Source organism: Aquincola tertiaricarbonis, from assembly GCF_000969605.1.
In the GTDB taxonomy this organism is placed as follows: domain Bacteria; phylum Pseudomonadota; class Gammaproteobacteria; order Burkholderiales; family Burkholderiaceae_C; genus Aquincola; species Aquincola tertiaricarbonis.
In genome coordinates, this window is the sequence record NZ_JZUE01000001.1 from 14991 (window position 1) to 38002 (window position 23012).

Genomic DNA, 23012 nt, shown 5'->3' on the forward strand with positions numbered 1-23012 from the left:
CACCATGCGCCACCGCAACGGACTTCGCAAACTCAACCGCACCAGCTCCCACCGCCTGGCGATGCTGCGCAACATGGCCAACTCGCTGCTGCAGCACGAAGCCATCAAGACCACGGTCCCCAAGGCCAAGGAATTGCGCCGCGTTGTCGAGCCGCTGATCACGCTGGCCAAGGAACCCACGCTGGCCAACCGCCGCCTGGCTTTTTCGCGCACCCGTGACCGCGATATCGTCACCAAGCTGTTCAACGAACTCGGCCCGCGCTACAAGGCGCGCCCGGGCGGCTACACCCGTATCCTGAAGATGGGCTTCCGTGTCGGCGACAACGCGCCGATGGCCTTCGTCGAGCTGGTGGATCGTCCCGACGTCGCCGTGGCTGAAGAAGCCACCGACGCTGCCGAGTAAGTCACTTCGGCGTTGCAGCCCACTATTTTCGAACTTTGTTCGATAGGGGCTGGCAAGACGCCGAAAGCACGCTATACTGTCAGCTTCCGTCGCGGGGTGGAGCAGTCTGGTAGCTCGTTGGGCTCATAACCCAAAGGTCGCAGGTTCAAATCCTGCCCCCGCAACCAGAATCCGAGACAGGCCCCCACGTAAGTGCGGGGCCTGTTTTTTTGTTCGAAGCTTTTTGCTTCGGATGGATTTTTTTCGATTGGGCCCGCATCGAACGGGCCTTTGTCTCAAGGACCGACCGCCGTGTTCATTTCCGAAGCCTTTGCCCAAACCGCACCTGCCGCCGCCGAGGGCGCGGGTTCCAGCCTGCTGAGCATGCTGCCGCTGGTGCTGATGTTCGTGGTGCTGTACTTCATCATGATCCGTCCCCAGATGAAGCGGCAGAAGGAACACAAGGCGATGATCGATGCCATCGCCAAGGGCGATGAAGTGGTGACGGCGGGTGGTCTGCTCGGCCGCATCAACAAAGTGGGCGAGAGCTTCGTGCACGTGGAACTGGCCAGCGGCGTCGAGGTGCAGCTGCAGCGCACCGCCATCACCCAGGTGCTGCCCAAGGGCACCATCAAGTAACCCCGCCACCGTTCGTTTAAACCCGGCGCGGGCTCCCGCGCCAGGGGAGTCTGTCGATGAACCGCTATCCGTGGTGGAAGTACGCGATGCTCGCCATCGCATTCGTGATCGGGCTGCTGTACACGCTGCCCAATTTCTTCGGCGAGGCACCTGCGGTGCAGGTGTCCAGCGGCAAGGTCACGCTGAAGGTGGACAGCTCGCTGGTGCAGCGGGTAGAGCGGGCGCTGGCGGACGCACAGCTGACGCCGGACTTCGTTCAGTTCGACGGCAATTCGGTGCGCGCCCGCTTCCGGGACACTGACACGCAGATCCGCGCGAAGGACGTGTTGTCTCGCGCGCTGAACCCCGACGCCAACGATCCGGCCTACATCGTCGCACTCAACTTGGTGAGCCGTTCTCCTGCATGGCTCACCTCCATGCGCGCCTTGCCGATGTACCTCGGCCTGGACCTGCGCGGGGGCGTCTACTTCCTCATGCAGGTGGACATGAAGGCGGCGCTGACGAAGCGTGCCGAGGCGCTGACCGGCGACATCCGCTCGCTGCTGCGCGAGAAGAACATCCGCCACACAGGCATCGTGCGCGACGGCAACGTCGTGCGAGTGTCGTTCCGCGATGCGCCCACGCTGAACTCGGCGCTTGCCGAGCTGACGGCCTCACTGCCGGACCTGCAGTGGACGCAGGGCACCGCTGGCAGTGGCGATCTGCAGCTGACCGGTTCGCTGAAGCCGCAAGCCGCCACCGCGGTGCAGCAGGCGGCGCTCAAGCAGAATATCACCACGTTGCACAACCGCGTGAACGAGCTGGGCGTGGCGGAGCCCGTGATCCAGCAGCAGGGTGCCGACCGCGTGGTGGTGCAGTTGCCGGGCGTGCAGGACACGGCGAAGGCCAAGGACATCATCGGCCGCACCGCCACGCTGGAAGTGCGTCTGGTGGATGACAGCACGGAAGCGGCTGCGGCCGCCATCGGTTCGGCGCCGGTGCCGTTCGGCACCGAACGCTACGTCGAGCGCGGCGGCGCCCCGTTGATCGTCAAGCGCCAGGTGATCCTCACCGGCGAGAACCTGACGGATGCGCAGGCCGGATTCGACGGCCAGAACCAGGAGCCGGCGGTGCACCTGACGCTGGACGCCAAGGGCGCACGGATCTTCCGCGACATCACGCGGGAGAACGTGGGCAAGCGCATGGCCATCCTGTTGTTCGAGAAGGGCAAGGGCGAGGTCGTGACCGCGCCGGTGATCCGCAGCGAGATCGGCGGCGGGCGCGTGCAGATCAGCGGGCGCATGACGACCCAGGAAGCGAACGACACCGCACTGCTGCTGCGCGCGGGCTCGCTGGCCGCGCCGATGGAGATTGTGGAAGAGCGCACCATCGGCCCGAGCCTGGGCGCCGAGAACATCGCCAAGGGTTTCGACAGCGTGCTGTACGGCTTCATCGCCATCGCGGTGTTCATGTGCTGCTACTACCTGTTGTTCGGCGTGTTCTCCACCGTGGCGCTGGCGTTCAATCTGCTGCTGCTGGTGGCGATCCTGTCGATGCTGCAGGCCACGCTGACGCTGCCCGGCATGGCGGCCATTGCGCTGACGCTGGGCATGGCGATCGACGCCAACGTGCTGATCAACGAACGTGTACGCGAGGAGCTGCGCAACGGCAGCGCGCCGCAGACGGCGATCCTGGTCGGCTATGAACGCGCCTGGGGCACCATCCTCGACTCCAACGTGACCACGCTGATCGCCGGCGTCGCGCTCCTGGCCTTCGGCTCGGGACCGGTGCGCGGCTTCGCGGTGGTGCATTGCCTGGGCATCCTTACCTCGATGTTCTCGGCCGTGGTGTTCTCGCGTGCGCTGGTCAATCTCTGGTATGGCCGCAAGAAGAAGCTCAAGTCGGTGTCCATTGGCCAGGTTTGGCGCCCCAGCGCTGAACCCGGCAAAGCGGCGCAGGCCTGAAGGAGCGACAGATGGAGTTTTTCCGCATTCGCCGCGACATCCCGTTCATGCGCCATGCACTGGTGCTGAATGCGGTGTCGTTGATCATGTTCGTGGCGGCCGTGTTCTTCCTCGTCACGCGCGGGCTGCACCTGTCGATCGAGTTCACTGGCGGCACTGTTGTCGAAGTCGCCTACGCCCAGCCGGCCGACATCAACAAGGTGCGTGAGACGGTCGAAGGCATGGGCTTCGGCGAGGTTCAGGTGCAAAACTTCGGCACCTCGCGCGACGTGTTGATCCGCCTGCCGCTGCGTGGCGACGTCAAGCAGACCGAGGTGGTCGACCGGGTGTTCCAAGGCTTGTGCAAGGCCGAGGGGGGCACCGTCCAATCGATCGCCGTCACAGTGGCCGGCGACCCGGCCACCCGTCAGCAGTGCGCCGCCGGCGAGGCGCGGCCGCTGGAGCTGTCGCGCAGCGAGGTGGTGGGGCCGCAGGTGGGTCGCGAGCTGGCCATCGACGGCGCCAAGGCGCTGGCCTTCGTGATCATCGGCATCGTGATCTACCTGGCCATCCGCTTCGAATGGAAGTTCGGCGTGGCCGGCATCATTGCCAACCTGCACGACGTGGTGATCATCCTGGGCTTCTTCGCCTTCTTCCAGTGGGAGTTCTCGCTCACCGTGCTGGCAGCGATCCTGGCGGTGCTGGGCTACTCGGTGAACGAGTCGGTGGTGATCTTCGACCGGGTGCGCGAGGCTTTCCGCAAGTACCGCAAGCTCAACACCGCGGAAGTGATCGACCACGCGATCACCAGCACCATCAGCCGCACCATCATCACCCACGGCTCCACGCAGCTGATGGTGCTGTCGATGCTGCTGTTCGGCGGCCCTTCGCTGCACTACTTCGCGGTGGCGTTGACGATCGGCATCTGCTTCGGTATCTACTCGTCCGTGTTCGTCGCCGCGGCCATCGCCATGTGGCTGGGCATCAAGCGCGAAGACCTGGTCAAGGGCGGCCCCGCCAAGGCCTCCGACCCCGACGACCCGAACGCCGGGGCGGTGGTGTAGAGTCAGTTCGCCCTCACAAGCGAACCTACGCACCCACGCATGGCGACCGCAGCCGACTACTCCGCACTCGCGAACCAGGTTCGGCGTCTCTATACGGAAGAGCTGGTCAAGGGCTTCGTCGGTGTGTTGACGGCGGTGGAGGCGCTGGCCCGCCAGCAGCAGGACAAGCCGGCCGACTACACCACCACGCAACGCCGACGCGATACCGTCGCGGCGCTGCAGCAGCGCGGCGGCGCCTGGCACCAGGCCACCGTCGGCGCGCTGCGCAACGCGATGCTGTACGGCGTCTCGGCGTCGCGCCCCGGCGACCTGCCACGGGCGCCGCGCGACAGCGAACAGAAGCTGTCGCTGGTGGATGACGACACGATCGAGCGCGAGATCCTTGGCTCGCGCCTGGCGCTGGCCATCATGGACCGTGCCTCCTGGGAGTTCACCGACCTGCGCTCGCGGGTAGCGCTGCTGGAGCGGCGCGAGGAGCTCGATGCCAACGACATGCTGCGGGCGCATGTGCTGGCCCGCATCACGGTGGACGCCTGGTGCAGCGCCGGCCTGTCCGTGGCTTCGTGGCGAGACCTGCAGCCCGTGCTGCACGAGGAACTGGCGGCGCTGGGCCAGGCGGCCTATCACCAATGCAACCAGTGGCTGGCGAGCCAGCAGGTGCTGCCCCAGGTTGATCTGCGGCCGATGATCCGCCGCAGCCCACAAGGCGCCACCGGCTACGGAAGCCTGCCGCAGCGCAGCGGCGGCACCGTGCCCGGCGCACTGCCGGGTCAGGCCGACGCCTCGGTCACCGCGCGCACCGGCTTCTCGGGTGGGCGCACCCAGCAGGCACGCCTGCCATCGGGCGGACCCGGCCTGGGCAACTCGGACGAAACCCGCATGCTCACCTCCGCGGCGCCGCTGCCGCGCGGTGGCGAGCATGCGGAAGCCGTGCTCGGCCGGCTGAACCGCCTGGTGGGCCGCCAGCTGCCGGAATTTGCCGGCAGCACGCAGCGCAGCACCGCGCGCACGGCCTCGCCGGGCCTGACGGCGGCCATCGGGCTGGCGCAACAGGGCATCCAGCGGCGCTTCAGCGCGTCGCAGGTGGGCGTGGCGGGTGGTGCAGCGGGCACGGTGAGCGCGCCCACGCTGCTGGAGGACCTGCAGCAGCGCAAGCAGGTGCTGAAGAAGGCCGCCGAGACGCCGGTCGAGCGCGCCACCATCGAGATCGTCGCGCTGCTGTTCCAGGCCATCCTCACGGAGGAGAGCATTCCGGCCAGCGTGCGCGTGTGGTTCGCGCGGCTGCAGATGCCGGTGCTGCGGGTGGCGGTGACCGAGCCCGACTTTTTTGCCACCACCGACCATCCGGCGCGCAAGCTGATCGACCGGATGGGCGCCTGCGTGATGGGCTTCGATGCGTCGTCGCGCGCGGTAGGCGACGCGCTGGAGCGTGAGATCAAGCGGGTGGTGCAGGTGGTGGAGGCTTATCCCGACACCGGCCGCCGCGTGTTCCAGACGGTGCTGACCGAGTTCGAGAAGTTCCTGGAGCACTACTTCCGCAACGAGAACGAGGCCACTCGCAAGGGCGTGTCGCTCGCTCAGCAGGTGGAGCAGCGCGAGACGCTGGCCATCCAGTACACCATCGAGCTGCGCAAGATGCTCAACGAGGTGCCGGTGCAGGAGGGCGTGCGCCAGTTCCTGTTCCAGGTGTGGGCCGACGTGCTGGCGATGACCGCCGTGAAGTTCGGCGTGCAGAGCGATGAGACCAAGGCCATGAAGCGCGCGGCCGCCGACCTCATCTGGTCGGCCAGCGCCAAGGTGTCGCGCGAGGACCGCGCGGAGGTGATCCGCCGCCTGCCGCCGCTGCTGAAGACGCTGCGCGAGGGCATGGCTTCGGCCGGGGTCACGCCGGACAAGCAGGACGAGCAGGTGCGTGCGCTGAACAACTCGCTGGCCGCCGCCTTCACCGCCAAGGCCGCGGCGATTCCCCACGACCGCTTCGAAGAGCTGATGGAGCGGCTGGAAACGCTGGAGGAACTGCTGCCCGACACCGAGGACGTGCAGATCGACGAATCGACGGTGCTGGACCTCTCGGGCCACGAGACTTCGGAGCTGGAAGTGGCGACCGAAGGCGGCTCGGTGCCCACGCCTGCCATGCTGGCCTGGGCGCGGGAGCTGCAGGTGGGCAGCTGGTTCATGCTGGACTTCCGCGGGCGGAACGAACCGGTGCAGCTCGCTTGGCAGGGGCTGCGTCGGCAGTTGAGCTTGTTCGTCACGCCCAGCGGGCGCTGCGTGCTGTTCCAGCAGCAGCGGCTGGCGGCGTTCCTGCAGGCCGGGCTGTTGCTGCCGGCGCAGGACGAGGCGCTGACGGTGCGTGCCACGCGCAATGCGCTGGCGCGGCTGGACGTGGACCCGGCCCGCTTGCTGAATTGACGCAGCGGCGGCCGGCAGCCGCCGTCAGTGGATCAGGCGGTCCTCCGGTGCGACGAACAGTTCGTCCAGCACCAGCGTGTCGGGCTCCTTGCCCAGGCTCCAGAAGACCATCAGCACGATGATCTTGATGTCGTCCAGCTCGATCGGCGCCACGCCGATGGCACTGGCGCGGTCCACCACCATCTCGCGCATCGGCGGCGGCAGCACGCCGGCCGACTCCAGGAAGCTGATGAAGCCGATGGATTCCTCACCCAGCAGGTCCTGCTCGGCGGGCGTGTAGACGCGGATGCTCGTCTGGCGTTGCTCGCCGCTGTAGCACTCGGCCACGGTGGCGAGGCCGTCCAGCCAGGAAAGCGCTTCCTGGATCTCATCCGATTCAAAGCCGGCCGACGACAGTTTCCGCGCCAACTGGTCGTGGTCCGGGCAGGCGTCCGGACGCCAGTAGTTTTCGTACAGATAGACGAGGACGTCGAACATGAATTGACTATACCCCAGGGGTTTCAGCCCGTTCGGCTGAAACAATCCGGCCTTTTCGAGGCTGTCTGGAGCCGGCCGACGGCGGAATTTCAGGCCAGTGCGCGGCGCTGGAACAACCCACCGGGCAGCCGCACCACCAGGCCATCCAGTTCCAGCTCCAGCAGGCGCGCATTGAGCGCCGGCGCCGGCCAGCCGCAGCGCGCGATGAGCGCGTCCAGCGTGGCCGGGTCATGGCCCAGGGCAGCCAGCACCGGGTCGGACTCGGCCGGCGGCGGGTCGTCGTCCGGCGCCTGGAGATCGTCGGGCAGGTCGGTTTCCCGCGCAGGCAAGGGCGCCAGGCCGGCCAATTCCTCCAGCACGTCCTCCACCTGTTCCACCAGCTTCGCGTCCTGCTTGAGCAGTGCATGGCAGCCGCGGGACTGCACCGCATGGATGGAGCCGGGGATGGCGAAGACATCGCGTCCTGCTTCGAGTGCCATGCGCGCAGTGATAAGCGACCCGGAGCGCAGCGCGGCCTCCACCACCAGCGTGCCGCGCGACAGGCCGGCGATGATGCGGTTGCGCATCGGGAAGTGCTCGGCCAGCGGCGGCGTGCCGAGCGCGAACTCGGAGAGCAGCAAGCCCTCCTGCGCGATGCGGTGGGTCAGCGCCTTGTGGTGGCTGGGATAGATGCGGTCCAGCCCGGTGCCGACCACGCCGATGGTGCTGCCCGGCCCGGTGAGGGCGCCCTGGTGGGCCGCACCGTCGATGCCGAGCGCCAGGCCGGAGACGACCGTCCAGCCGGCGTGGCTGAGCGCGGTGCCGAAGGCGCGGGCGTTGTCGGTGCCCTGCGCGGTGGGATGGCGGCTGCCCACGATGGCGATGGCCTGGCGGTGCAGCAGCTCCAGCCGGCCGTGTGCCCACAGCATCAGCGGCGGATCGGCGGTGTGCAGCAATGCCGGCGGGTAGGCGGCGTCGCCCAGCATCAGCAGCGTCCGGCCCTCGCTCCGATCCAGCCAGGCCAGGGTGTCGGCCAGCAGGCGGCGGTGGAAGTCGTCAGGCTCCGCGGTGAGCAGAGCGGCGGCGGCCGGCCCGGCGACCTGGGCCAGCGCGGCCTCGCTTGCATCCAGCACCGCAGGCGCGCTGCCGAAGGCCGCGAGCAGCCGCCGCGCCTTGGCGCGTCCGAGCCCGGACCCGGCAGTCAACCTCAGCCATGCCCCCACTTCCCGAGGGTCGGACATGGCGCGCCGCCTAGTCGGGTTGGGTGAAGCGGTCGCTGGCCCGGACGGGCGCCTGCACCTGGAGGATGAGCGCATACGACACGCGCTCGAACACGCTGAACACGAACAGCAGCCCGTTGCGCTCGTCGGGCAGTTTCATCACTGCGCGCTGCGGGTCGCTGCGGTCCACCACGGTGTCGCCGCGCTGCCAGAGCGCCAGCACATGGCCGCGCTCGAGGCCGTCGGCCGAGCCGCGGTTGAGCGAGACGATCTGGTTCTGGCCGGCGCTCAACGCATCGCCGTACACCGAGATGATGCGACCGCTCATCGGCGTGGCCGGTGCATGCGGTGCATAGCTGCTGAAGTCCTGGGCGGGCACCGGCACCAGCCGGTCGCCGATTCCCACTTCCTCGCGGTTGCTCATCACGCGCACCGTGGCAGGCACCACCTGGGCCTTGCCGTCGGGGGTGGCGATGGTGTCGCCGGCCCGCACGTACTCGGCCGTGCCCACAAAACGTGCCTCGTAGCCCAGCACCTGCTGCGTTTCCGGGTCGCGCAGCGGCTTGGCTTCGCGGAACACGCGCCAATCGCGCATGCCGCCCATCTCGCCACGCACGTAGGCGAGGTCGCCACGGGCCATCAGCACGCGGCCTTCCGGGGCGGCCACCACGCGCGGCGCCGTGCCGAGTTCGTCGCCGGAGAACACCACCGCTTCATTGAGGAAGGGTGCGATCAGGTGCAGCGGCACCGAGGAGATGGCGTCGCCTTGCACCGGGCCGCTGCGCACCCGCGGCGAGAGCTTGACGGTGCCATCGGTGCGACCCACGGGTTGGCCCAGGCGCAGGCGCGCGCGTTCGCCGCTGCGGTCCAGGTAGACCACCTGGCCGGGATAGATCAGGTGCGGGTTGCGGATCTCGCTCAGGTTCATGCCCCACAGCTCGGGCCAGCGCCACGGCTTGCGCAGGAACAGGCCGGAGATGCGCCACAGCGTGTCGCCGGTCTTCACGGTGTACGAGTCGGGCGCGTCGGCGGCCAGTTCGTCGAAGGGCACGCCTTGCTGGGCCACCTGTTGCGCGGTGCTGCGCTGGGCCGGGGTGACAGGCAGCGTGGCGGGCTGCGCCATCGCCGCAGCCGCGGCAGCCAGTGCCAGCAAGCCGGCGCCTGCACGAAGGAAGCCGGCAGGACGCGGGCGCAAGGGGCGACGAATCATGAGTGGGGATCTCCGGGGGCTTGCATCACGACCGAAACCGACGGTGCAAAATCACGGGTTGCCGAACGGTCTGCGACTGCACCAGCGAACGTGGCCTTGACCGGGCCGCGGAAATGCTCACATGTTGCCGCAGATTGTGCCCATAGACCCTTGATATCGCAACGAAAGTGCCCATTTGTGGCACCTTCCGCAAACGCAGCCGCGGCACCGTGGTTGCCGTCCTGCCGGCGTACACGCATCAGCCATGGCCCTGCTTCCCATCCTTCGTTATCCCGACCCCCGCCTGCACACCGTCGCCAAACCGGTGAAGGAGGTGGACGACCGCATCCGCCAGCTGGCCGACGACATGCTTGAGACGATGCGCGAGGCCGACGGCGTGGGCCTGGCCGCCACGCAGGTGGATGTGCATGAGCGGCTGATCGTGATGGACACCTCCGAGACGCACGACCAGCCGCGTGTGCTGATCAACCCCGAGATCATCGAGCGCAGCGAGGAGATGATGGTCGGCGACGAGGGCTGCCTGTCGGTGCCCAGCATCTACGACAAGGTGGAGCGGCATGCCCGCGTGAAGGTGCGCGCGCTGGGCCGCGATGGCCAGCCTTATGAATTCGAGGCGGAGGGCCTGACCGCCGTGTGCGTGCAGCACGAGATGGATCACCTGATGGGCAAGGTGTTCGTGGAATACCTGAGCCCGCTCAAGCGCAACCGCATCAAGAGCAAGATGCTGAAGAAGGCGCGGGAAGACGAGAAGTGACCGCCGCGCCCTTGCGCGTCGGGTTTGCCGGCACGCCGGAATTTGCCCAGGTGGCCCTGGCCCGGCTGCACGGGGCAGGCCACGAGCTGCCGCTGGTGCTGACGCAACCCGACCGGCCCGCCGGCCGGGGCATGAAGCTGCAGGCGTCGCCGGTGAAGCAGTTCGCTTTGGCGCATGGCATCCCGGTGGCGCAGCCGCGCAGCCTGCGCCTGGATGGCAAGTACCCTGACGAAGCGCAAGCTGGCCGCCAGGCGCTTGAGGCGGCCGCGCTCGACGTGCTGGTGGTCGCGGCCTATGGCCTCATCCTGCCGCAGTGGGTGCTCGACCTGCCCCGCCTGGGTTGCCTGAACATCCATGCATCGCTGTTGCCGCGCTGGCGGGGTGCGGCGCCCATCCATCGCGCCATCGAGGCGGGTGACTTTCACACCGGCATCACCATCATGCAGATGGATGCCGGCCTGGACACCGGCGACATGTTGCTGGTCGAGCGCATCGACATCGCGCCCGACGACACCACCGCCACGCTGCACGACCGCTTGGCTGCGCTCGGAGGCCACCTCATCGTCCAGGCGCTGGAAGCCGCGGCCCACGGTAGCCTGCAGCGCACGCCGCAGCCAGCGGAGGGCGTGACCTATGCGCACAAGGTCGAGAAGGCCGAGGCCGCCATCGACTGGCGGCTGCCGGCCGAGGCCATCGCCCGCCGGGTGCGCGCCTTCGATCCCTTTCCCGGCGCCAGCTTCGAATGCGCGGGCGAAACGCTGAAGCTCTGGCAAGCCCAGGCCCGGCCCGGCCCGGCGGGCACGCCCGGCACGGTGCTGGCGGCCGGGCCCGGAGAGTGGCTGGTGGCCTGCGGCCAAGGCGCGCTGGCCCTGCAGGTGGTGCAGCGCCCGGGCGGCAAGCGGCAGCCGGTTGCGGCGCTGCTGCAGGCGCGGCCGGTGGCCGTGGGTAGCGTGCTCGCACCGGCTGCCGATTGAACTCCCGGCCCGGGGCCGCATCTATCGCAGCCAAGGTGCCACGCGGCACGACGAAAGGACGCATCACATGTTCAATTTGCTGAAAACCGCCGTCCTGATGGCGGCGATCACGGCGCTCTTCGTGGCCATCGGCGGCCTCCTTGGCGGCCGCAGCGGCATGCTGATCGCGCTGGCCGTGGCGCTGGGCATGAACTTCTTCAGCTACTGGTTCAGCGACAAGCTGGTGCTGAAGATGTACAACGCCCGCGAGGTGGACGAGACCACCGCGCCGCAGTTCTACCGCATGGTGGCCGAGCTGGCCCAGCGCGCGCAGCTGCCCATGCCCAAGGTCTACCTGATCCAGGAAGACGCGCCCAATGCCTTCGCCACCGGGCGCAACCCGGACAACGCCGCGGTCGCGGCCACCACGGGCATCCTGCGCGTGCTCAGCGACCGCGAGCTGCGCGGCGTGATGGCGCACGAGTTGGCGCACGTGAAGCACCGCGACATCCTCATCAGCACCATCAGCGCCACGATGGCCGGTGCGATCTCGATGCTGGCCAACTTCGCGATGTTCTTTGGCGGCCGCGACAGCGAGGGCCGGCCGGCCAATCCCATCGCCGGGCTGCTGGTGATGCTGCTGGCGCCGCTGGCTGCCAGCCTGATCCAGATGGCGATCAGCCGCGCCCGCGAGTTCGAGGCCGATCGTGGCGGTGCCGAGATCTCCGGCGACCCGCAGGCGCTGGCCAGCGCGCTGCAGAAGATCCACAACTACGCCCGCGGCATTCCGTTCGAGACCACCGAGCGCAATCCTGCGACCGCGCAGATGATGATCATGAATCCGCTGTCCGGCGGCGGCCTGCGCGGCCTGTTCAGCACCCACCCGTCGACCGAGGAACGGGTGGCTCGGCTGCTGGCCATGGCGCGCTGACGCCGGCACGGCCGGCCGAAAAGCGCCGTGATCCGGCCCCTGGCGGCGTTCAAGTCGTTGCGCCGGGGGCCGAAAACGGGAGGGTCGCCCCACCCTCCCACCCTCCGATGTTCCGCCCCTCTGCTCCCTTGCTCGTGCTGATGGCGCTGGCCCTGTCCGGCTGCGAGCGCCTGGGCATCGAGACGCCGGAACTGCTGGCCCAGCGCAAGGAGGCCGAGGGCAAGGCCATCGGCGCCGCCTGCCGCCACGCGGCCCGCGCCATCGAGGACTGCTACACGCTGAACAAGAAGGCCGACAAGGCCGCCGTGTTCGCCGGCTGGCGCGAGATGAACGACTACATGCGCGAGAACCAGATCGAGCCGGTGGCCCCGCAGATCGCCCGCGCGGATACGCCCGCCAAGCCGGCTTCCGGCGCCGAGGAGGCCGCGGCAGACGACGCTGCCGAGAAGCCCGCTGCCAAGCCCGCGAAGGGTCACAAGAGCGAGACCTGACGCCCTGGCGCAGCGAGCGCCGACAATGGCGCGAATGACTTCCGAAACAAACGGCAGCGCGCGCAGCAGCACGCCGCAGCTGCCTACCTGGCGACATCCGGCCTTCCGCCGCGGGCTCGTCGAGATGCTGGAGATCGCCCCCGGCCTGGCCGCCTGGGGCCTGGTGGCCGGGGTGGCCATGGCCAAGAGCGGACTGGGCGTGCCACTGGCCATCCTGATGTCGCTGGTGGTCTTCGCCGGCAGCGCGCAGCTGGCCTCGTTGCCGCTGATCGCCGCCGGTGCGCCGATCTGGGTGGTGTGGGCCACGGCGCTGTGCATCAACCTGCGCTTCGTCGTCTTCAGCACGCAATGGCGGCCGTACTTCGGCCACCTGCCGCGGCGGCTACGGGTCACGCTGAGCTACTTCACCGCCGACCTCAACTACGTGGTGTTCATGCGGCAGTTTCCCGACCCGCAGAAGTCGCGGCCCGACCAGCTGCCGTACTTCTGGGGCGGCGTGGCCTGCAACTGGATCACCTGGCAGGTGCCGTCGATCATCGGCATCGTGCTGGCCGACCAGATTCCCACGCAATGGGGCCTGGCCTTCGCCGGCACCATGGCGCTGGTGGCGCTCACCGGCACGCTGCTGGGCAGCTTCAGCACCTGGGTGGCAGCGGCGGTGGCGGGCCTGGCCACGGTGGCGGCCTATGCGCTGCCGCTGAAGCTGAACATCGTGATCGCCATCGCCGCGGCGGTGGCCATGGGCGTGATGCTGGAGCACCTACAGCCCCGGCAGGCCACCGGAGACGGGCGATGAGCACCTGGGAAACCATCCTGACCATCATCGGCCTGGGTGCCATCACGGTGCTCACGCGCTCGTTCTTCCTCATCCCCGACAAGGAAGTGCCCATTCCCGGCTGGCTGCGCGAGGGCCTGCGTTATGCGCCGCTGGCCGCGCTGGTCGCGGTGGTGGTGCCCGAGTTGGTGATGACGCAGGGTGAGCTCATCGGCACCTGGCGCGATGCACGGCTGTTCGGCGCGGCGGCCGGCGGCCTCTACTTCTGGTGGCGGCGCGGCATGCTGGGCACCATCCTCATCGGCACGGCGGTGATGCTGGTGCTGCGTTTCGTTCTCGGCTGGTAACGCGCGGCGCGGGGCGGGGCGCATTGCCGCTCCTAGAATCGCGGCCTTCAGTCAGAGGGCCCCATGAACGTCATCCGCTTCTCCGATCTCATCGCGCAAGGCCGCGTCGCCGGCCAACGGGTTTTCATCCGCGCCGATCTCAACGTCCCGCAGGACGACGACGGCCGCATCACCGAAGACACGCGCGTGCGCGCCTCGGTGCCCTGCATCCAGATGGCGCTCGACGCCGGCGCGGCGGTGATGGTCACCTCGCACCTGGGCCGCCCGACCGAAGGCGCCTTCAAGCCAGAGGATTCGCTGGCGCCCGTCGCCCAGCGCCTGGGCGAGCTGCTGGGCCGCGACGTTCCGCTGGTGGCGGACTGGGTGGACGGCGTGGATGTGAAGCCCGGCAGCGTGGTGCTGCTGGAGAACTGCCGCGTCAACAAGGGCGAGAAGAAGAACAGCGAGGAACTGGCGCGCAAGATGGCCGCTTTGTGCGACATCTTCGTGCACGACGCCTTCGGCACCGCGCACCGGGCCGAGGCCAGCACCTACGGCATCGCGCAGTACGCCAAGGTGGCCTGCGCCGGCCCGCTGCTGGCCGCCGAGATCGACGCCATCACCAAGGCGCTGGCCAACCCGAAGCGCCCCTTGCTGGCCATCGTGGCCGGCTCCAAGGTGAGCACCAAGCTCACCATCCTGCAGGCGCTGTCGAAGAACGTGGACGGCCTGATCGTGGGCGGCGGCATCGCCAACACCTTCATGCTGGCCGCCGGCCTGAAGATCGGCAAGAGCCTGGCCGAGCCCGACCTGGTGAGCGAGGCCAAGGCGGTGATCGAGTCGATGAAGGCGCGCGGCGCGGCTGTGCCGATTCCGGTGGATGTGGTGACGGCGAAGGCCTTTGCGGCCGACGCGCCCGCCACGGTGAAGGACGCGGCCGACGTGGCCGACGACGACCTGATCCTGGACATCGGCCCCAAGACCGCCGAGATCCTGGCGCAGCAGCTCAAGGCCGCCGGCACCATCGTGTGGAACGGCCCGGTGGGCGTCTTCGAGTTCGACGCCTTCGCCAAGGGCACCGAGACGGTGGCCAAGGCCATCAGCGAGAGCAGCGCCTTCAGCATCGCCGGCGGCGGCGACACCCTGGCGGCCATCGCCAAGTACGACGTGAAGGTGGGCTACATCTCCACCGGCGGCGGCGCCTTCCTCGAAGTGCTGGAAGGCAAGACGCTGCCCGCGTTCGAGATCCTGCAGAAGCGCGCTGCAGGCTGAAGCAAGCGTGACCCGGGGTGGGTCGCAGCGGTTCTTGGCGCGGCCCGGGTTGCATAAGACAAATTCGCGGGGGGAATGCGGGCGGGTGCCTGGTGTTCCGCAGTACCCTGCGAACCTTGCGTGAAGCTTTCAACACTTCGCGCAGTGATCCGAGGAGACCCCATGGCACAAGAACTTTCCCCTGCCGAGCAGGCCCTGCGCGAGGCCGCGTTCGAATACCACCGCTCGCCCTCGCGCGGCAAGATCTCGGTCACGCCGACCAAGCCCCTGATGAACCAGCGCGACCTGTCGCTGGCCTATTCGCCCGGCGTCGCCTATCCCTGCCTGGCCATCGAGGAAGACCCGAACGCCGCCGCCGAATACACCTCGCGCGGCAACCTGGTGGGCGTGGTGACCAACGGCACCGCGGTGCTGGGCCTGGGCGACATCGGTCCGCTGGCGGCCAAGCCGGTGATGGAGGGCAAGGGCTGCCTGTTCAAGAAGTTCGCCGGGATCGACGTGTTCGACATCGAGCTCGCCGAGAAGGACCCGGACAAGCTGATCGAGATCATCGCCGCGCTGGAGCCCACGCTCGGCGGCGTCAACCTCGAGGACATCAAGGCGCCCGAGTGCTTCTACATCGAGCGTGCGCTGAAGGAGCGCATGAAGATCCCGGTCTTCCACGACGACCAGCACGGCACGGCCATCATTTCGGGCGCGGCGCTGCTCAACGGCCTGGAGCTGGTGGGCAAGCAGTTGGCTGACGTGAAGCTGGTGGCCTCCGGCGCCGGCGCTGCCGCCATCGCCTGCCTGGACGTGATGGTGGGCCTGGGCATCCGCCGCGAGAACATCTTCGTGGTCGATTCGCGCGGGGTCATCCAGTTCGAGCGCGACGACGCCCGCAGCGGCAAGCTGGACGAAAGCAAGCAGCGCTACTGCCAGAAGACCAGCGTCCGCACGCTGGCCGACGTGGTCAAGGGCTGCGACGTGTTCCTGGGCTGCTCGGCCGCTGGCGTGCTGACGCCCGAGATGGTGGCCACCATGGGCCCGCAGCCGCTGATCCTGGCGCTGGCCAACCCCGAGCCGGAGATCCGCCCCGAGCTGGCGCTGGCCGCGCGGCCCGACTGCATCATCGCCACCGGCCGGTCGGACTATCCGAACCAGGTCAACAACGTGCTGTGCTTCCCCTACATCTTCCGCGGCGCGCTGGATTGCGGCGCCACCCGCATCACCGAGGAGATGAAGCTCGCCTGCGTGCGCGAGATCGCGGCGCTGGCCAAGGCGGAGATCAGCGACGAGGTGGCGGCCGCGTATCCCGGCCAGGAGCTGCACTTCGGCCCCGAATACATCATTCCCAAGCCCTTCGATTCGCGGCTGATCCTGCGCATCGCACCCGCGGTGGCCGAAGCCGCTGCCGCCAGCGGCGTGGCCACGCGGCCCATCGCCGACATCGAGGCCTACCGCCAGTCCCTGACCCGTTTCGTCTACCAGACCGGCATGGTGATGCGCCCGGTGTTCGCCGCCGCCAAGGCCCTGCCGGCCCGCGTGGCCTATGCCGAAGGCGAGGACGAGCGCACGCTGCGCGCGGTGCAGATCGTGCTGGACGAAGGCCTGGCCAAGCCCATCCTGATCGGACGGCCGGCGGTGATCGCCATGCGCATCGAGCGCGCGGGCCTGCGCCTCAAGCCCGGCGTCAACGTCGAGGTGGTCGACCCCGAGAACGACAACCGCTACCGCGCCTACTGGGAGGATTACCAGCGCCTGATGGGCCGCGAGGGCGTCACGCCCGACATGGCCAAGGCCGCGGTGCGCCGCTCCAACACGCTGATCGCCGCGATGATGGTGCGCCGTGGCGACGCCGATTCCATGCTCTGTGGCCTGGTGGGCCGCTTCGAGCACCACCTGGACCATGTGCGCGACCTGATCGGCCGTGCCCCGGGCGCCAACACCTTCGCCACGATGAACGCGGTGCTGCTGGAAAACCGCATGCTGTTCATCGCCGACACCTTCGTGAACGAGGAGCCCAGCAGCGAGGAACTGGCCGAGATCGCCTCGATGGCGGCCGACGAGCTGCGCCGCTTCGGCGTGCAGCCCAAGGCGGCCTTCCTGTCGCATTCGATGTTCGGCTCCAGCAGCCGCGCCTCGGCCAAGCGCATGCGCCGGGCCGCGGCGCTGTTCCGCGGCAAGCATCCGGACATCGAGTGCGAAGGCGAGGTGCATGGCGACGCCGCGCTGTCGGAAGACATCCGTGGCCGCTTCCTGCCCGACAACCAGCTGACCGGCGAAGCCAACCTGCTGCTGCTGCCCAACATCGACGCCGCGCACATCCTGTTCAACGTGCTCAAGGTCACCAGCGGCAATGGCGTGACCGTGGGCCCGGTGCTGCTGGGCGCGGCGCGGCCCGTGCACATCCTCACCCCTTCGGCCACCGTGCGCCGCCTGGTCAACATGACGGCGCTGGCGGTGGCCGAGGTGGCCGCCCAGGCGGCCGACGCCGCCAACGCCGCCTGACCCCTTGAACCAAGCCTCCTGAACCGAGCTGACCCATCTCCATGAACCGTCAAACCAAGATCGTCGCCACGCTGGGCCCCGCGTCTTCTTCACCCGAAGTGCTGGAGCGCATGATCCGCGCGGGGGTTGACGTCGTGCGGCTGAACTTCTCGCACGGCAAGGCGCAGGACCACATCGACCGTGCCGCCATGGTGCGTGAAGTGGCCAAGCGGGTGGGCAAGGCCGTGGCCGTCATGGCCGACCTGCAGGGCCCGAAGATCCGCGTGGGCAAGTTCGAAGGTGGCAAGACGGAGTTGACGCCGGGCCAGCGCTTCGTGCTGGACGGCGGCACCACCGAGCTGGGCACCAACGAGCGCGTGGGCCTGGACTACAAGGAACTGCCGCGCGACGTGAAGCCCGGCGACGTGCTGCTGCTCAACGACGGCCTGCTGGTGCTGGACGTGGAGGGCGTGCACGGCGACCAGGTGCACACCATCGTGCGCATCGGCGGCGAGCTGTCCAACAACAAGGGCATCAACAAGCAGGGCGGCGGCCTCACGGCGCCGGCGCTCACCGGCAAGGACATGGAGGACATCAAGACCGCGATGAGCTTCCAGTGCGAGTACGTGGCGGTGAGCTTCCCCAAGAACGCCACCGACATGGAGATGGCGCGCCAACTGGCCAACATGGCCGGCGAGCCGTGGCGCCACAAGCCCGCGATGATCGCCAAGATCGAGCGCAGCGAGGCCATCCCGGTGCTGGAGCAGATCCTCAAGGCCAGCGACGGCATCATGGTCGCGCGCGGCGACCTGGCGGTGGAAGTGGGCAACGCCGCGGTGCCGGCGCTGCAGAAGAAGATGATCAAGATGGCCCGCGAGATGGACAAGGTGGCCATCACCGCGACCCAGATGATGGAGAGCATGATCGTCAACCCGGTGCCCACCCGCGCCGAGGTGAGCGACGTGGCCAACGCCGTGCTGGACGGCACCGACGCGGTGATGCTCAGCGCCGAGACGGCCGCCGGCAAGTACCCGGTGGAAACCATCGAGCAGATGGCCGCCATCGCCTTTGAGGCCGAGCGCGCCGAGGACGTGCGGCTGGACGCCGACTTCACCAACAAGCGCTTCGGCCGCATCGACCAGTCGATCGCGATGGGCGCGCTGTTCACCGCGCACCACCTGGGCTGCAAGGCGATCCTGGCGCTGACCGAAAGCGGCTCCACCGCGCTGTGGATGAGCCGCCACCGGCTGCACACGCCGATCTACGGCCTGACCAGCCAGCCCGCCAGCGAGCGTCGCATGGCGCTCTACCGCAACGTGCAGCCGATGATCATGCCCACCTTCACCGACCGCGACGCCGCGCTCGAGAAGGCCGAGGCCCTGCTCATCGAGCGCGGCGTGCTGATGCCCGGCGACACCTACGCCATCACCTGCGGCGAGCCGATGGGCTACCCCGGCGGCACCAACATGCTGAAGGTGTGCCGGGTCGGCTGAAGGGGGCACCCGGTCCTGCGGGTACGCAGGCCCACCCGCCGGGCGGGTTGCGCGGCCGCCTTCGGAGCGGCCGGGCGGCGGCCGCGGGCGCTTCGCTCAATCGATGCGGAAGGTCACGCCGGTGATGAACAGCGTGTCGCCCTTTTTCAGGCCGGGACCGGGATCGCTGTCGTAGCGGTGTGACACGCTGGCCGTCAGCGCCAGCCGGCTGGTCATCGCCACCGACAGGCTGGCGTCGAAGATGGCGCGCATCTGGTCGTTGTTGCGCAGGTTGGGCAGCAGCGTCAGCTTCTGGCGGAAGGTGGTGGTGTCGGTCAGGCGGTGGCTCGATTCCTCGGCCAGGATCAGCTCGAGGTTGTTGTAGGAATCCCGCGAGCTGCCGTCCACCACTTCCGGCTCCACGTAACGCTCGCGGGAATAACCCAGGCCGGTCGACAGGTCGAACGTGAGGTCGTCGCGGCGGATGACGTGGTAGCCCACGCCCGCGCCCACCGAGGTGCGCGACGACAGGTTGGCCGGCTCGTCGCGCAACGCATCCAGCTGCGCGAAGCCGAAGATGCGCTGGTTCAGGTCGCGCTGGTAGTGGCCACCGGCGGCCATGCGGTTCTCCGATTCCGCACCATCGTTGTTCACGTACAGCGCCTTGGCGTTGAGCGTGATCTTGTCGATCTGCGTGGCCTTCACGGCTTCGCCGTTGAGGTTGATGCTGGTCGAGTCGCTGTTGCCCGACGAGATGCTGGCACCGGCGGTGACCAGCGCACGCCATTGGCCGTCGTTCTTTACGGTGACCTGGGCCAGGGTGGCGATCGGCGCGGCGGCCAGGCAGGCGGCGGCGAGGGTGAGGCGCAAAGGCGGCACGGGAAGTCCTTTCGGTGACGGAGTGGATGAAGGGTCTGGCCTCGTTGGCAACCGCCGATCCCGCACTGCAGCATTTGCTTGCGGCTCGCCCCGGTTACGAAGGGGGTACATGGCTGCCGCTGGACCGTAAAATCCGTCACATCGGGCGCCGGCCGCCATGCCGCGCGCGCCCCAAATGCATTACTCACTCTCCCCAGGAAGTTCGCCATGCCTCTCGTCTCGATGCGCCAGCTGTTGGATCACGCCGCCGAAAACGGCTACGGCATCCCGGCCTTCAACGTCAACAACCTCGAGCAGGTGCAGGCCGTGATGTCGGCCGCGGACGAAGTGAATGCGCCGGTCATCCTCCAGGCCAGTGCAGGCGCCCGCAAGTACGCCGGCGAGCCCTTCATCAAGCACCTGATCCAGGCTGCCGCCGAGATGTATCCGCACCTCCCGCTGGTCATGCACCAGGACCACGGCACTAGCGTCAAGGTCTGCGAAGGCGCCATCCAACTGGGCTTCGGCTCGGTGATGATGGACGGCTCGCTGATGGAGGACGGCAAGACTCCGGCTTCCTTCGACTACAACCTGGACGTCACGCGCCGCGTGGTCGACATGGCGCACAAGGTGGGCGTGACGGTCGAAGGCGAGCTGGGCTGCCTCGGCAACCTGGAGACGGGGGAAGCCGGCGAGGAAGACGGCATCGGCGCGGAAGGCAAGCTCGACCACAGCCAGATGCTCACCGATCCGGAAGAAGCCGCCGTCTTCGTCAAGGGCACGCAGCTGGATGCGCTGGCGATCGCCATCGGCACCAGCCACGGCGCCTACAAGTTCTCGCGCAAGCCCACGGGCGACATCCTGGCGATCAGCCGCGTCAAGGAAATCCACGCCCGCATCCCCAACACCCACCTGGTGATGCACGGTTCTTCCTCGGTGCCGGAAGACCTGCTGGCCATCATCAACCAGTACGGCGGCAAGATGAAGGAGACCTACGGCGTGCCCGTCGAGGAGATCCAGGAGGCCATCAAGTTCGGCGTGCGCAAGATCAACATCGACACCGACATCCGCCTGGCGATGACCGGTGCGGTGCGCAAGTTCATGGCCGAGAACCCGGACAAGTTCGACGCTCGCGAGTGGCTGAAGCCGGCCCGCGAAGCGGCCAAGCAGATCTGCCGGCAGCGTTACGTCGAGTTCGGATGCGAAGGCCAGGCCGGCAAGATCAAGGGCCGCTCGCTCACCGACATGGCCGCCGCCTACGCCACCGGCAAGCTGGCGCAGACGGTGGTCTGAACCGGCTGTACCCCAGGGGCCGCCGAATAGAATCAGCGCTTCCTTTTCACCGGCCCTTACAAGGGCCTGCCGTGCCATGACAGCCGCTCTCCACACGTCGTCGATCGCCTCGCTGCCCTTGCTTGCCCGGGGCAAGGTGCGAGACAACTACGCGGTGGGCGACGACCGGCTGCTGATGGTGGCGAGCGACCGGCTCTCGGCCTTCGACGTCATCATGGGCGAGCCGATTCCCGGCAAGGGCGAGCTGCTCACGCGCATGGCCCTGTTCTGGTTCGAGCGGCTCAAGGACATCGTGCCCAACCACCTCACCGGCGAGGCGCCGGAAAGCGTGGTGTCGCCGGAAGAAGTGCCACAGGTCCAGGGCCGCTCGATGCTGGTCAAGCGCCTGACGCCGCTGCCCATCGAAGCGGTGGTGCGGGGCTACCTGGCCGGCAGCGGCTGGGCCGAATACCAGAAGACCGGCGAGGTGTGCGGCGTGAAGCTGCCCGCCGGGCTGAAGAACGCCAGCCGCCTGCCCGAGCCCATCTTCACGCCGGCCACCAAGGCCGAGATGGGCACGCACGACGAGAACATCTCGTTCGAGAAGATGATCGACGTCATCGGCCGCGATCGCGCCGAGGCGGTGCGCCGCGTCGCCATCCAGCTGTACACGGAGGCAGCGGCCTATGCGCTCACCAAGGGCATCATCATCGCGGACACCAAGTTCGAGTTCGGCCTGGACGAACACGGCACGCTGACGCTGATGGACGAGGTGCTGACGCCCGATTCGTCGCGCTACTGGCCGGTGGAAAGCTACGCCGAGGGCATGAACCCGCCCAGCTACGACAAGCAGTTCGTGCGCGACTGGCTGGAGCAGGCGCAAGTGGACGGCCAGCCCTGGGGCAAGACTGCGCCGGCGCCGGCGCTGCCGGCCGATGTGGTGGCCAGGACCGCCGACAAGTACCAGGAAGCCTATCGGCGTCTCGTCGACGCCGGCTGAGGCGAAGCGCGTGGCCGTCATGCGCTCCCGTCTCCTCACCCGGCTCGACACCGCCATCGCGAAGGCGCGCAATCCGGTCGAGGTGGCCTGCCTGAAGGCCGAGCGCGCCTGCTTCCTCGCGCGCCAGGGCCACCTGGCGCAGGCGCGCGTGCTGGTCGATGCGCTGCACACGCAGTTCGCGTGGCGGCCGCATGCGGCGGTGAGCGCCTGGCTCAGCCTGGCCGAAGGCCTGAACGACTACTACAGCCACCTGTCCACCTCCGCGCGCGACCGGGTGATGCGTGCGCATGCGCTGTCCGGCGCGGCGCACCTGGCGCCGTTGCGTGCGCTCAGTGCCGCCTGGCTGGCCCACATGGACGTCGCCAACCACGACATGGGCCGCATGGTGCAGCATCTGCACGAGGCCCTGGCCGGTGCCGCGCCCGACCATCACTCGGCCCGATCGCGGGCCTGCCTGGTGGTGGCCTATGCCTACCACTTCGCGGGCGACGAATCGCGGGCGTTGCCCTGGTATGCCCGCTCGCACTTCCATGCCACCGCCGATGGCGACGAGGCCCATCTCTCGGCCTTGATGCACAACCAGGCTTCGCTGCGAGGCAACCAGGCGCGCCTGACGGCCATGTTCGGCGAGCCGTCGCCCGAGGCCACGCGGCAGGCCTTGCTCAGCAGCGAATCCATCACCCGCTTCGATGCCGGGATCGGCACCGCGGCGCTGGTGTCGTTGGTGCCGATGATGCAGGCGCAGCTACTGACGCACGACCAGCGCTGGCCGCAGGCGCTGGCGCTGTTCGAGCTGCATTTCGATGCGGCGATGGCCGAGGGCCTGGAGCGCATGAAGCCCTGCTTCCTGGCCGACCGTGCGTGGTGCCGGCTGCAGCTGGGCGATGCCAGGCTGGCCGCGGCCGATGCCCAGGCCGCCGAGGCCAGCCTGCGCCAGCCCTGCGACCTGGACGACCGCGCGCTGGCGCAGGCGAGGCTGGCGCAGGTGATGGAACGGTTGGGCCAGGCGCGCGAGGCCGCGCTGTTGCGCGAGCGCGCCCGCAGCGACCTGCAGGCCCACCGCGGTGAGCAGGAGCGCCTGGTGGCGCTGCTGGATGAGGGCCTGAAGGACATCGACCCCGCCACTGCATGAGC

The 23012-nt window shown here is 68.5% G+C and carries 21 protein-coding genes and 1 tRNA gene; 18 read left to right on the forward strand and 4 right to left on the reverse strand.

Annotated elements, in window-relative coordinates; translation table 11 throughout:
- The first annotated feature begins 4 nt into the window (after positions 1 to 4).
- The 6 genes from rplQ (at position 5) to VO99_RS00170 (ending at position 6419) form a co-directional block, all read left to right on the forward strand.
- Positions 5 to 403: a 50S ribosomal protein L17 gene (gene rplQ, locus VO99_RS00145; RefSeq protein WP_046110779.1), complete on the forward strand. Its 399-nt coding sequence runs from the start codon at positions 5 to 7 to the stop codon at positions 401 to 403.
- Between the two features lie 90 nt (positions 404 to 493).
- Positions 494 to 570 (forward strand) — tRNA-Met (locus VO99_RS00150).
- A 124-nt stretch (positions 571 to 694) separates the two neighbouring features.
- Entirely contained in the window at positions 695 to 1021 is a 327-nt protein-coding gene (gene yajC / locus VO99_RS00155; protein WP_046110780.1) for a preprotein translocase subunit YajC, read from the forward strand.
- 56 nt (positions 1022 to 1077) lie between these two features.
- Positions 1078 to 2964, forward strand: coding sequence for a protein translocase subunit SecD (secD, locus tag VO99_RS00160; protein WP_046110781.1), 1887 nt, complete (start codon positions 1078 to 1080; stop codon positions 2962 to 2964).
- A gap of 11 nt (positions 2965 to 2975) precedes the next feature.
- Positions 2976 to 4007 carry a protein translocase subunit SecF gene (gene secF / locus VO99_RS00165; RefSeq protein ID WP_046110782.1) on the forward strand — a complete coding sequence of 344 codons (1032 nt, stop codon included), beginning with the start codon at positions 2976 to 2978 and terminating at the stop codon, positions 4005 to 4007.
- Between the two features lie 39 nt (positions 4008 to 4046).
- A complete protein-coding gene (locus VO99_RS00170) occupies positions 4047 to 6419 on the forward strand; it encodes a DUF1631 family protein (RefSeq protein WP_046110783.1) in 2373 nt (790 codons plus the stop codon).
- Between the two features lie 24 nt (positions 6420 to 6443).
- On the opposite strand, the gene VO99_RS00175 is transcribed toward VO99_RS00170, so the two are convergent.
- From VO99_RS00175 to VO99_RS00185, 3 genes are all read right to left on the reverse strand, one after another.
- A complete protein-coding gene (locus VO99_RS00175; RefSeq protein ID WP_046110784.1) occupies positions 6444 to 6896 on the reverse strand; it encodes a Smg family protein in 453 nt (150 codons plus the stop codon).
- 89 nt (positions 6897 to 6985) lie between these two features.
- Positions 6986 to 8116, reverse strand: coding sequence for a DNA-processing protein DprA (gene dprA, locus VO99_RS00180; RefSeq protein ID WP_046110785.1), 1131 nt, complete (start codon positions 8114 to 8116; stop codon positions 6986 to 6988).
- Between the two features lie 10 nt (positions 8117 to 8126).
- A complete protein-coding gene (locus VO99_RS00185; protein WP_046110786.1) occupies positions 8127 to 9305 on the reverse strand; it encodes a LysM peptidoglycan-binding domain-containing protein in 1179 nt (392 codons plus the stop codon).
- A gap of 244 nt (positions 9306 to 9549) precedes the next feature.
- On the opposite strand from VO99_RS00185, the gene def reads away from it, so the two are divergent.
- The 9 genes from def (at position 9550) to pyk (ending at position 18769) form a co-directional block, all read left to right on the forward strand.
- Positions 9550 to 10059 (forward strand): peptide deformylase, encoded by a 510-nt coding sequence (gene def, locus VO99_RS00190; protein ID WP_046110787.1) that lies wholly within the window; start codon positions 9550 to 9552, stop codon positions 10057 to 10059.
- Positions 10060 to 10070: 11 nt separating this feature from the next.
- Positions 10071 to 11033, forward strand: coding sequence for a methionyl-tRNA formyltransferase (gene fmt, locus VO99_RS00195; protein ID WP_046111181.1), 963 nt, complete (start codon positions 10071 to 10073; stop codon positions 11031 to 11033).
- 67 nt (positions 11034 to 11100) lie between these two features.
- Complete coding sequence (htpX, locus tag VO99_RS00200; RefSeq protein WP_046110788.1) at positions 11101 to 11943, forward strand: zinc metalloprotease HtpX; 843 nt, start codon at positions 11101 to 11103, stop codon at positions 11941 to 11943.
- A 107-nt stretch (positions 11944 to 12050) separates the two neighbouring features.
- Positions 12051 to 12434: a hypothetical protein gene (locus tag VO99_RS00205; RefSeq protein WP_083440251.1), complete on the forward strand. Its 384-nt coding sequence runs from the start codon at positions 12051 to 12053 to the stop codon at positions 12432 to 12434.
- Between the two features lie 34 nt (positions 12435 to 12468).
- Positions 12469 to 13230, forward strand: a complete 762-nt coding sequence (locus tag VO99_RS00210; RefSeq protein ID WP_046110790.1) for an AzlC family ABC transporter permease — start codon at positions 12469 to 12471, stop codon at positions 13228 to 13230.
- The gene (locus VO99_RS00215; protein WP_046110791.1) at positions 13227 to 13556 is read left to right on the forward strand and encodes an AzlD domain-containing protein; all 330 of its coding nucleotides are present in this window, start codon (positions 13227 to 13229) and stop codon (positions 13554 to 13556) included. The genes VO99_RS00210 and VO99_RS00215 overlap by 4 nt, the downstream gene beginning before the upstream one ends.
- A gap of 63 nt (positions 13557 to 13619) precedes the next feature.
- Positions 13620 to 14807 carry a phosphoglycerate kinase gene (locus VO99_RS00220; RefSeq protein ID WP_046110792.1) on the forward strand — a complete coding sequence of 396 codons (1188 nt, stop codon included), beginning with the start codon at positions 13620 to 13622 and terminating at the stop codon, positions 14805 to 14807.
- 162 nt (positions 14808 to 14969) lie between these two features.
- A complete protein-coding gene (locus VO99_RS00225; RefSeq protein ID WP_046110793.1) occupies positions 14970 to 17297 on the forward strand; it encodes an NADP-dependent malic enzyme in 2328 nt (775 codons plus the stop codon).
- 41 nt (positions 17298 to 17338) lie between these two features.
- A complete protein-coding gene (gene pyk / locus VO99_RS00230) occupies positions 17339 to 18769 on the forward strand; it encodes a pyruvate kinase (protein WP_198156825.1) in 1431 nt (476 codons plus the stop codon).
- Between the two features lie 96 nt (positions 18770 to 18865).
- Here the strand turns inward: pyk and VO99_RS00235 are convergent, their stop codons facing one another.
- Positions 18866 to 19627 (reverse strand): DUF481 domain-containing protein, encoded by a 762-nt coding sequence (locus VO99_RS00235; protein WP_198156826.1) that lies wholly within the window; start codon positions 19625 to 19627, stop codon positions 18866 to 18868.
- Between the two features lie 207 nt (positions 19628 to 19834).
- Between VO99_RS00235 and fba the strand changes: the two genes are divergently transcribed.
- The 3 genes from fba to VO99_RS00250 all read left to right on the forward strand — a co-directional run bounded on the left by fba (position 19835) and on the right by VO99_RS00250 (position 23010).
- Positions 19835 to 20899, forward strand: coding sequence for a class II fructose-bisphosphate aldolase (gene fba / locus VO99_RS00240; protein ID WP_046110796.1), 1065 nt, complete (start codon positions 19835 to 19837; stop codon positions 20897 to 20899).
- Between the two features lie 76 nt (positions 20900 to 20975).
- On the forward strand, positions 20976 to 21878 hold the full coding sequence (locus VO99_RS00245; protein WP_046110797.1) for a phosphoribosylaminoimidazolesuccinocarboxamide synthase: 903 nt from the start codon (positions 20976 to 20978) through the stop codon (positions 21876 to 21878).
- 19 nt (positions 21879 to 21897) lie between these two features.
- Complete coding sequence (locus VO99_RS00250) at positions 21898 to 23010, forward strand: hypothetical protein (protein WP_046110798.1); 1113 nt, start codon at positions 21898 to 21900, stop codon at positions 23008 to 23010.
- Positions 23011 to 23012: the final 2 nt, after the last annotated feature.

Excerpts from the sequence above, each read along its gene's own strand:
- rplQ (WP_046110779.1), top strand. The coding sequence starts at position 5 with ATGCGCCACCGCAACGGACTTCGCAAACTCAACCGCACCAGCTCCCAC.
- secD (WP_046110781.1), top strand. The coding sequence starts at position 1,078 with ATGAACCGCTATCCGTGGTGGAAGTACGCGATGCTCGCCATCGCATTC.
- secF (WP_046110782.1), top strand. The coding sequence starts at position 2,976 with ATGGAGTTTTTCCGCATTCGCCGCGACATCCCGTTCATGCGCCATGCA.
- VO99_RS00170 (WP_046110783.1), top strand. The coding sequence starts at position 4,047 with ATGGCGACCGCAGCCGACTACTCCGCACTCGCGAACCAGGTTCGGCGT.
- VO99_RS00175 (WP_046110784.1), bottom strand. The coding sequence starts at position 6,896 with ATGTTCGACGTCCTCGTCTATCTGTACGAAAACTACTGGCGTCCGGAC.
- dprA (WP_046110785.1), bottom strand. The coding sequence starts at position 8,116 with ATGTCCGACCCTCGGGAAGTGGGGGCATGGCTGAGGTTGACTGCCGGG.
- VO99_RS00185 (WP_046110786.1), bottom strand. The coding sequence starts at position 9,305 with ATGATTCGTCGCCCCTTGCGCCCGCGTCCTGCCGGCTTCCTTCGTGCA.
- def (WP_046110787.1), top strand. The coding sequence starts at position 9,550 with ATGGCCCTGCTTCCCATCCTTCGTTATCCCGACCCCCGCCTGCACACC.
- htpX (WP_046110788.1), top strand. The coding sequence starts at position 11,101 with ATGTTCAATTTGCTGAAAACCGCCGTCCTGATGGCGGCGATCACGGCG.
- VO99_RS00205 (WP_083440251.1), top strand. The coding sequence starts at position 12,051 with ATGTTCCGCCCCTCTGCTCCCTTGCTCGTGCTGATGGCGCTGGCCCTG.
- VO99_RS00210 (WP_046110790.1), top strand. The coding sequence starts at position 12,469 with ATGACTTCCGAAACAAACGGCAGCGCGCGCAGCAGCACGCCGCAGCTG.
- VO99_RS00215 (WP_046110791.1), top strand. The coding sequence starts at position 13,227 with ATGAGCACCTGGGAAACCATCCTGACCATCATCGGCCTGGGTGCCATC.
- VO99_RS00220 (WP_046110792.1), top strand. The coding sequence starts at position 13,620 with ATGAACGTCATCCGCTTCTCCGATCTCATCGCGCAAGGCCGCGTCGCC.
- VO99_RS00225 (WP_046110793.1), top strand. The coding sequence starts at position 14,970 with ATGGCACAAGAACTTTCCCCTGCCGAGCAGGCCCTGCGCGAGGCCGCG.
- pyk (WP_198156825.1), top strand. The coding sequence starts at position 17,339 with ATGAACCGTCAAACCAAGATCGTCGCCACGCTGGGCCCCGCGTCTTCT.
- fba (WP_046110796.1), top strand. The coding sequence starts at position 19,835 with ATGCCTCTCGTCTCGATGCGCCAGCTGTTGGATCACGCCGCCGAAAAC.
- VO99_RS00245 (WP_046110797.1), top strand. The coding sequence starts at position 20,976 with ATGACAGCCGCTCTCCACACGTCGTCGATCGCCTCGCTGCCCTTGCTT.
- VO99_RS00250 (WP_046110798.1), top strand. The coding sequence starts at position 21,898 with ATGCGCTCCCGTCTCCTCACCCGGCTCGACACCGCCATCGCGAAGGCG.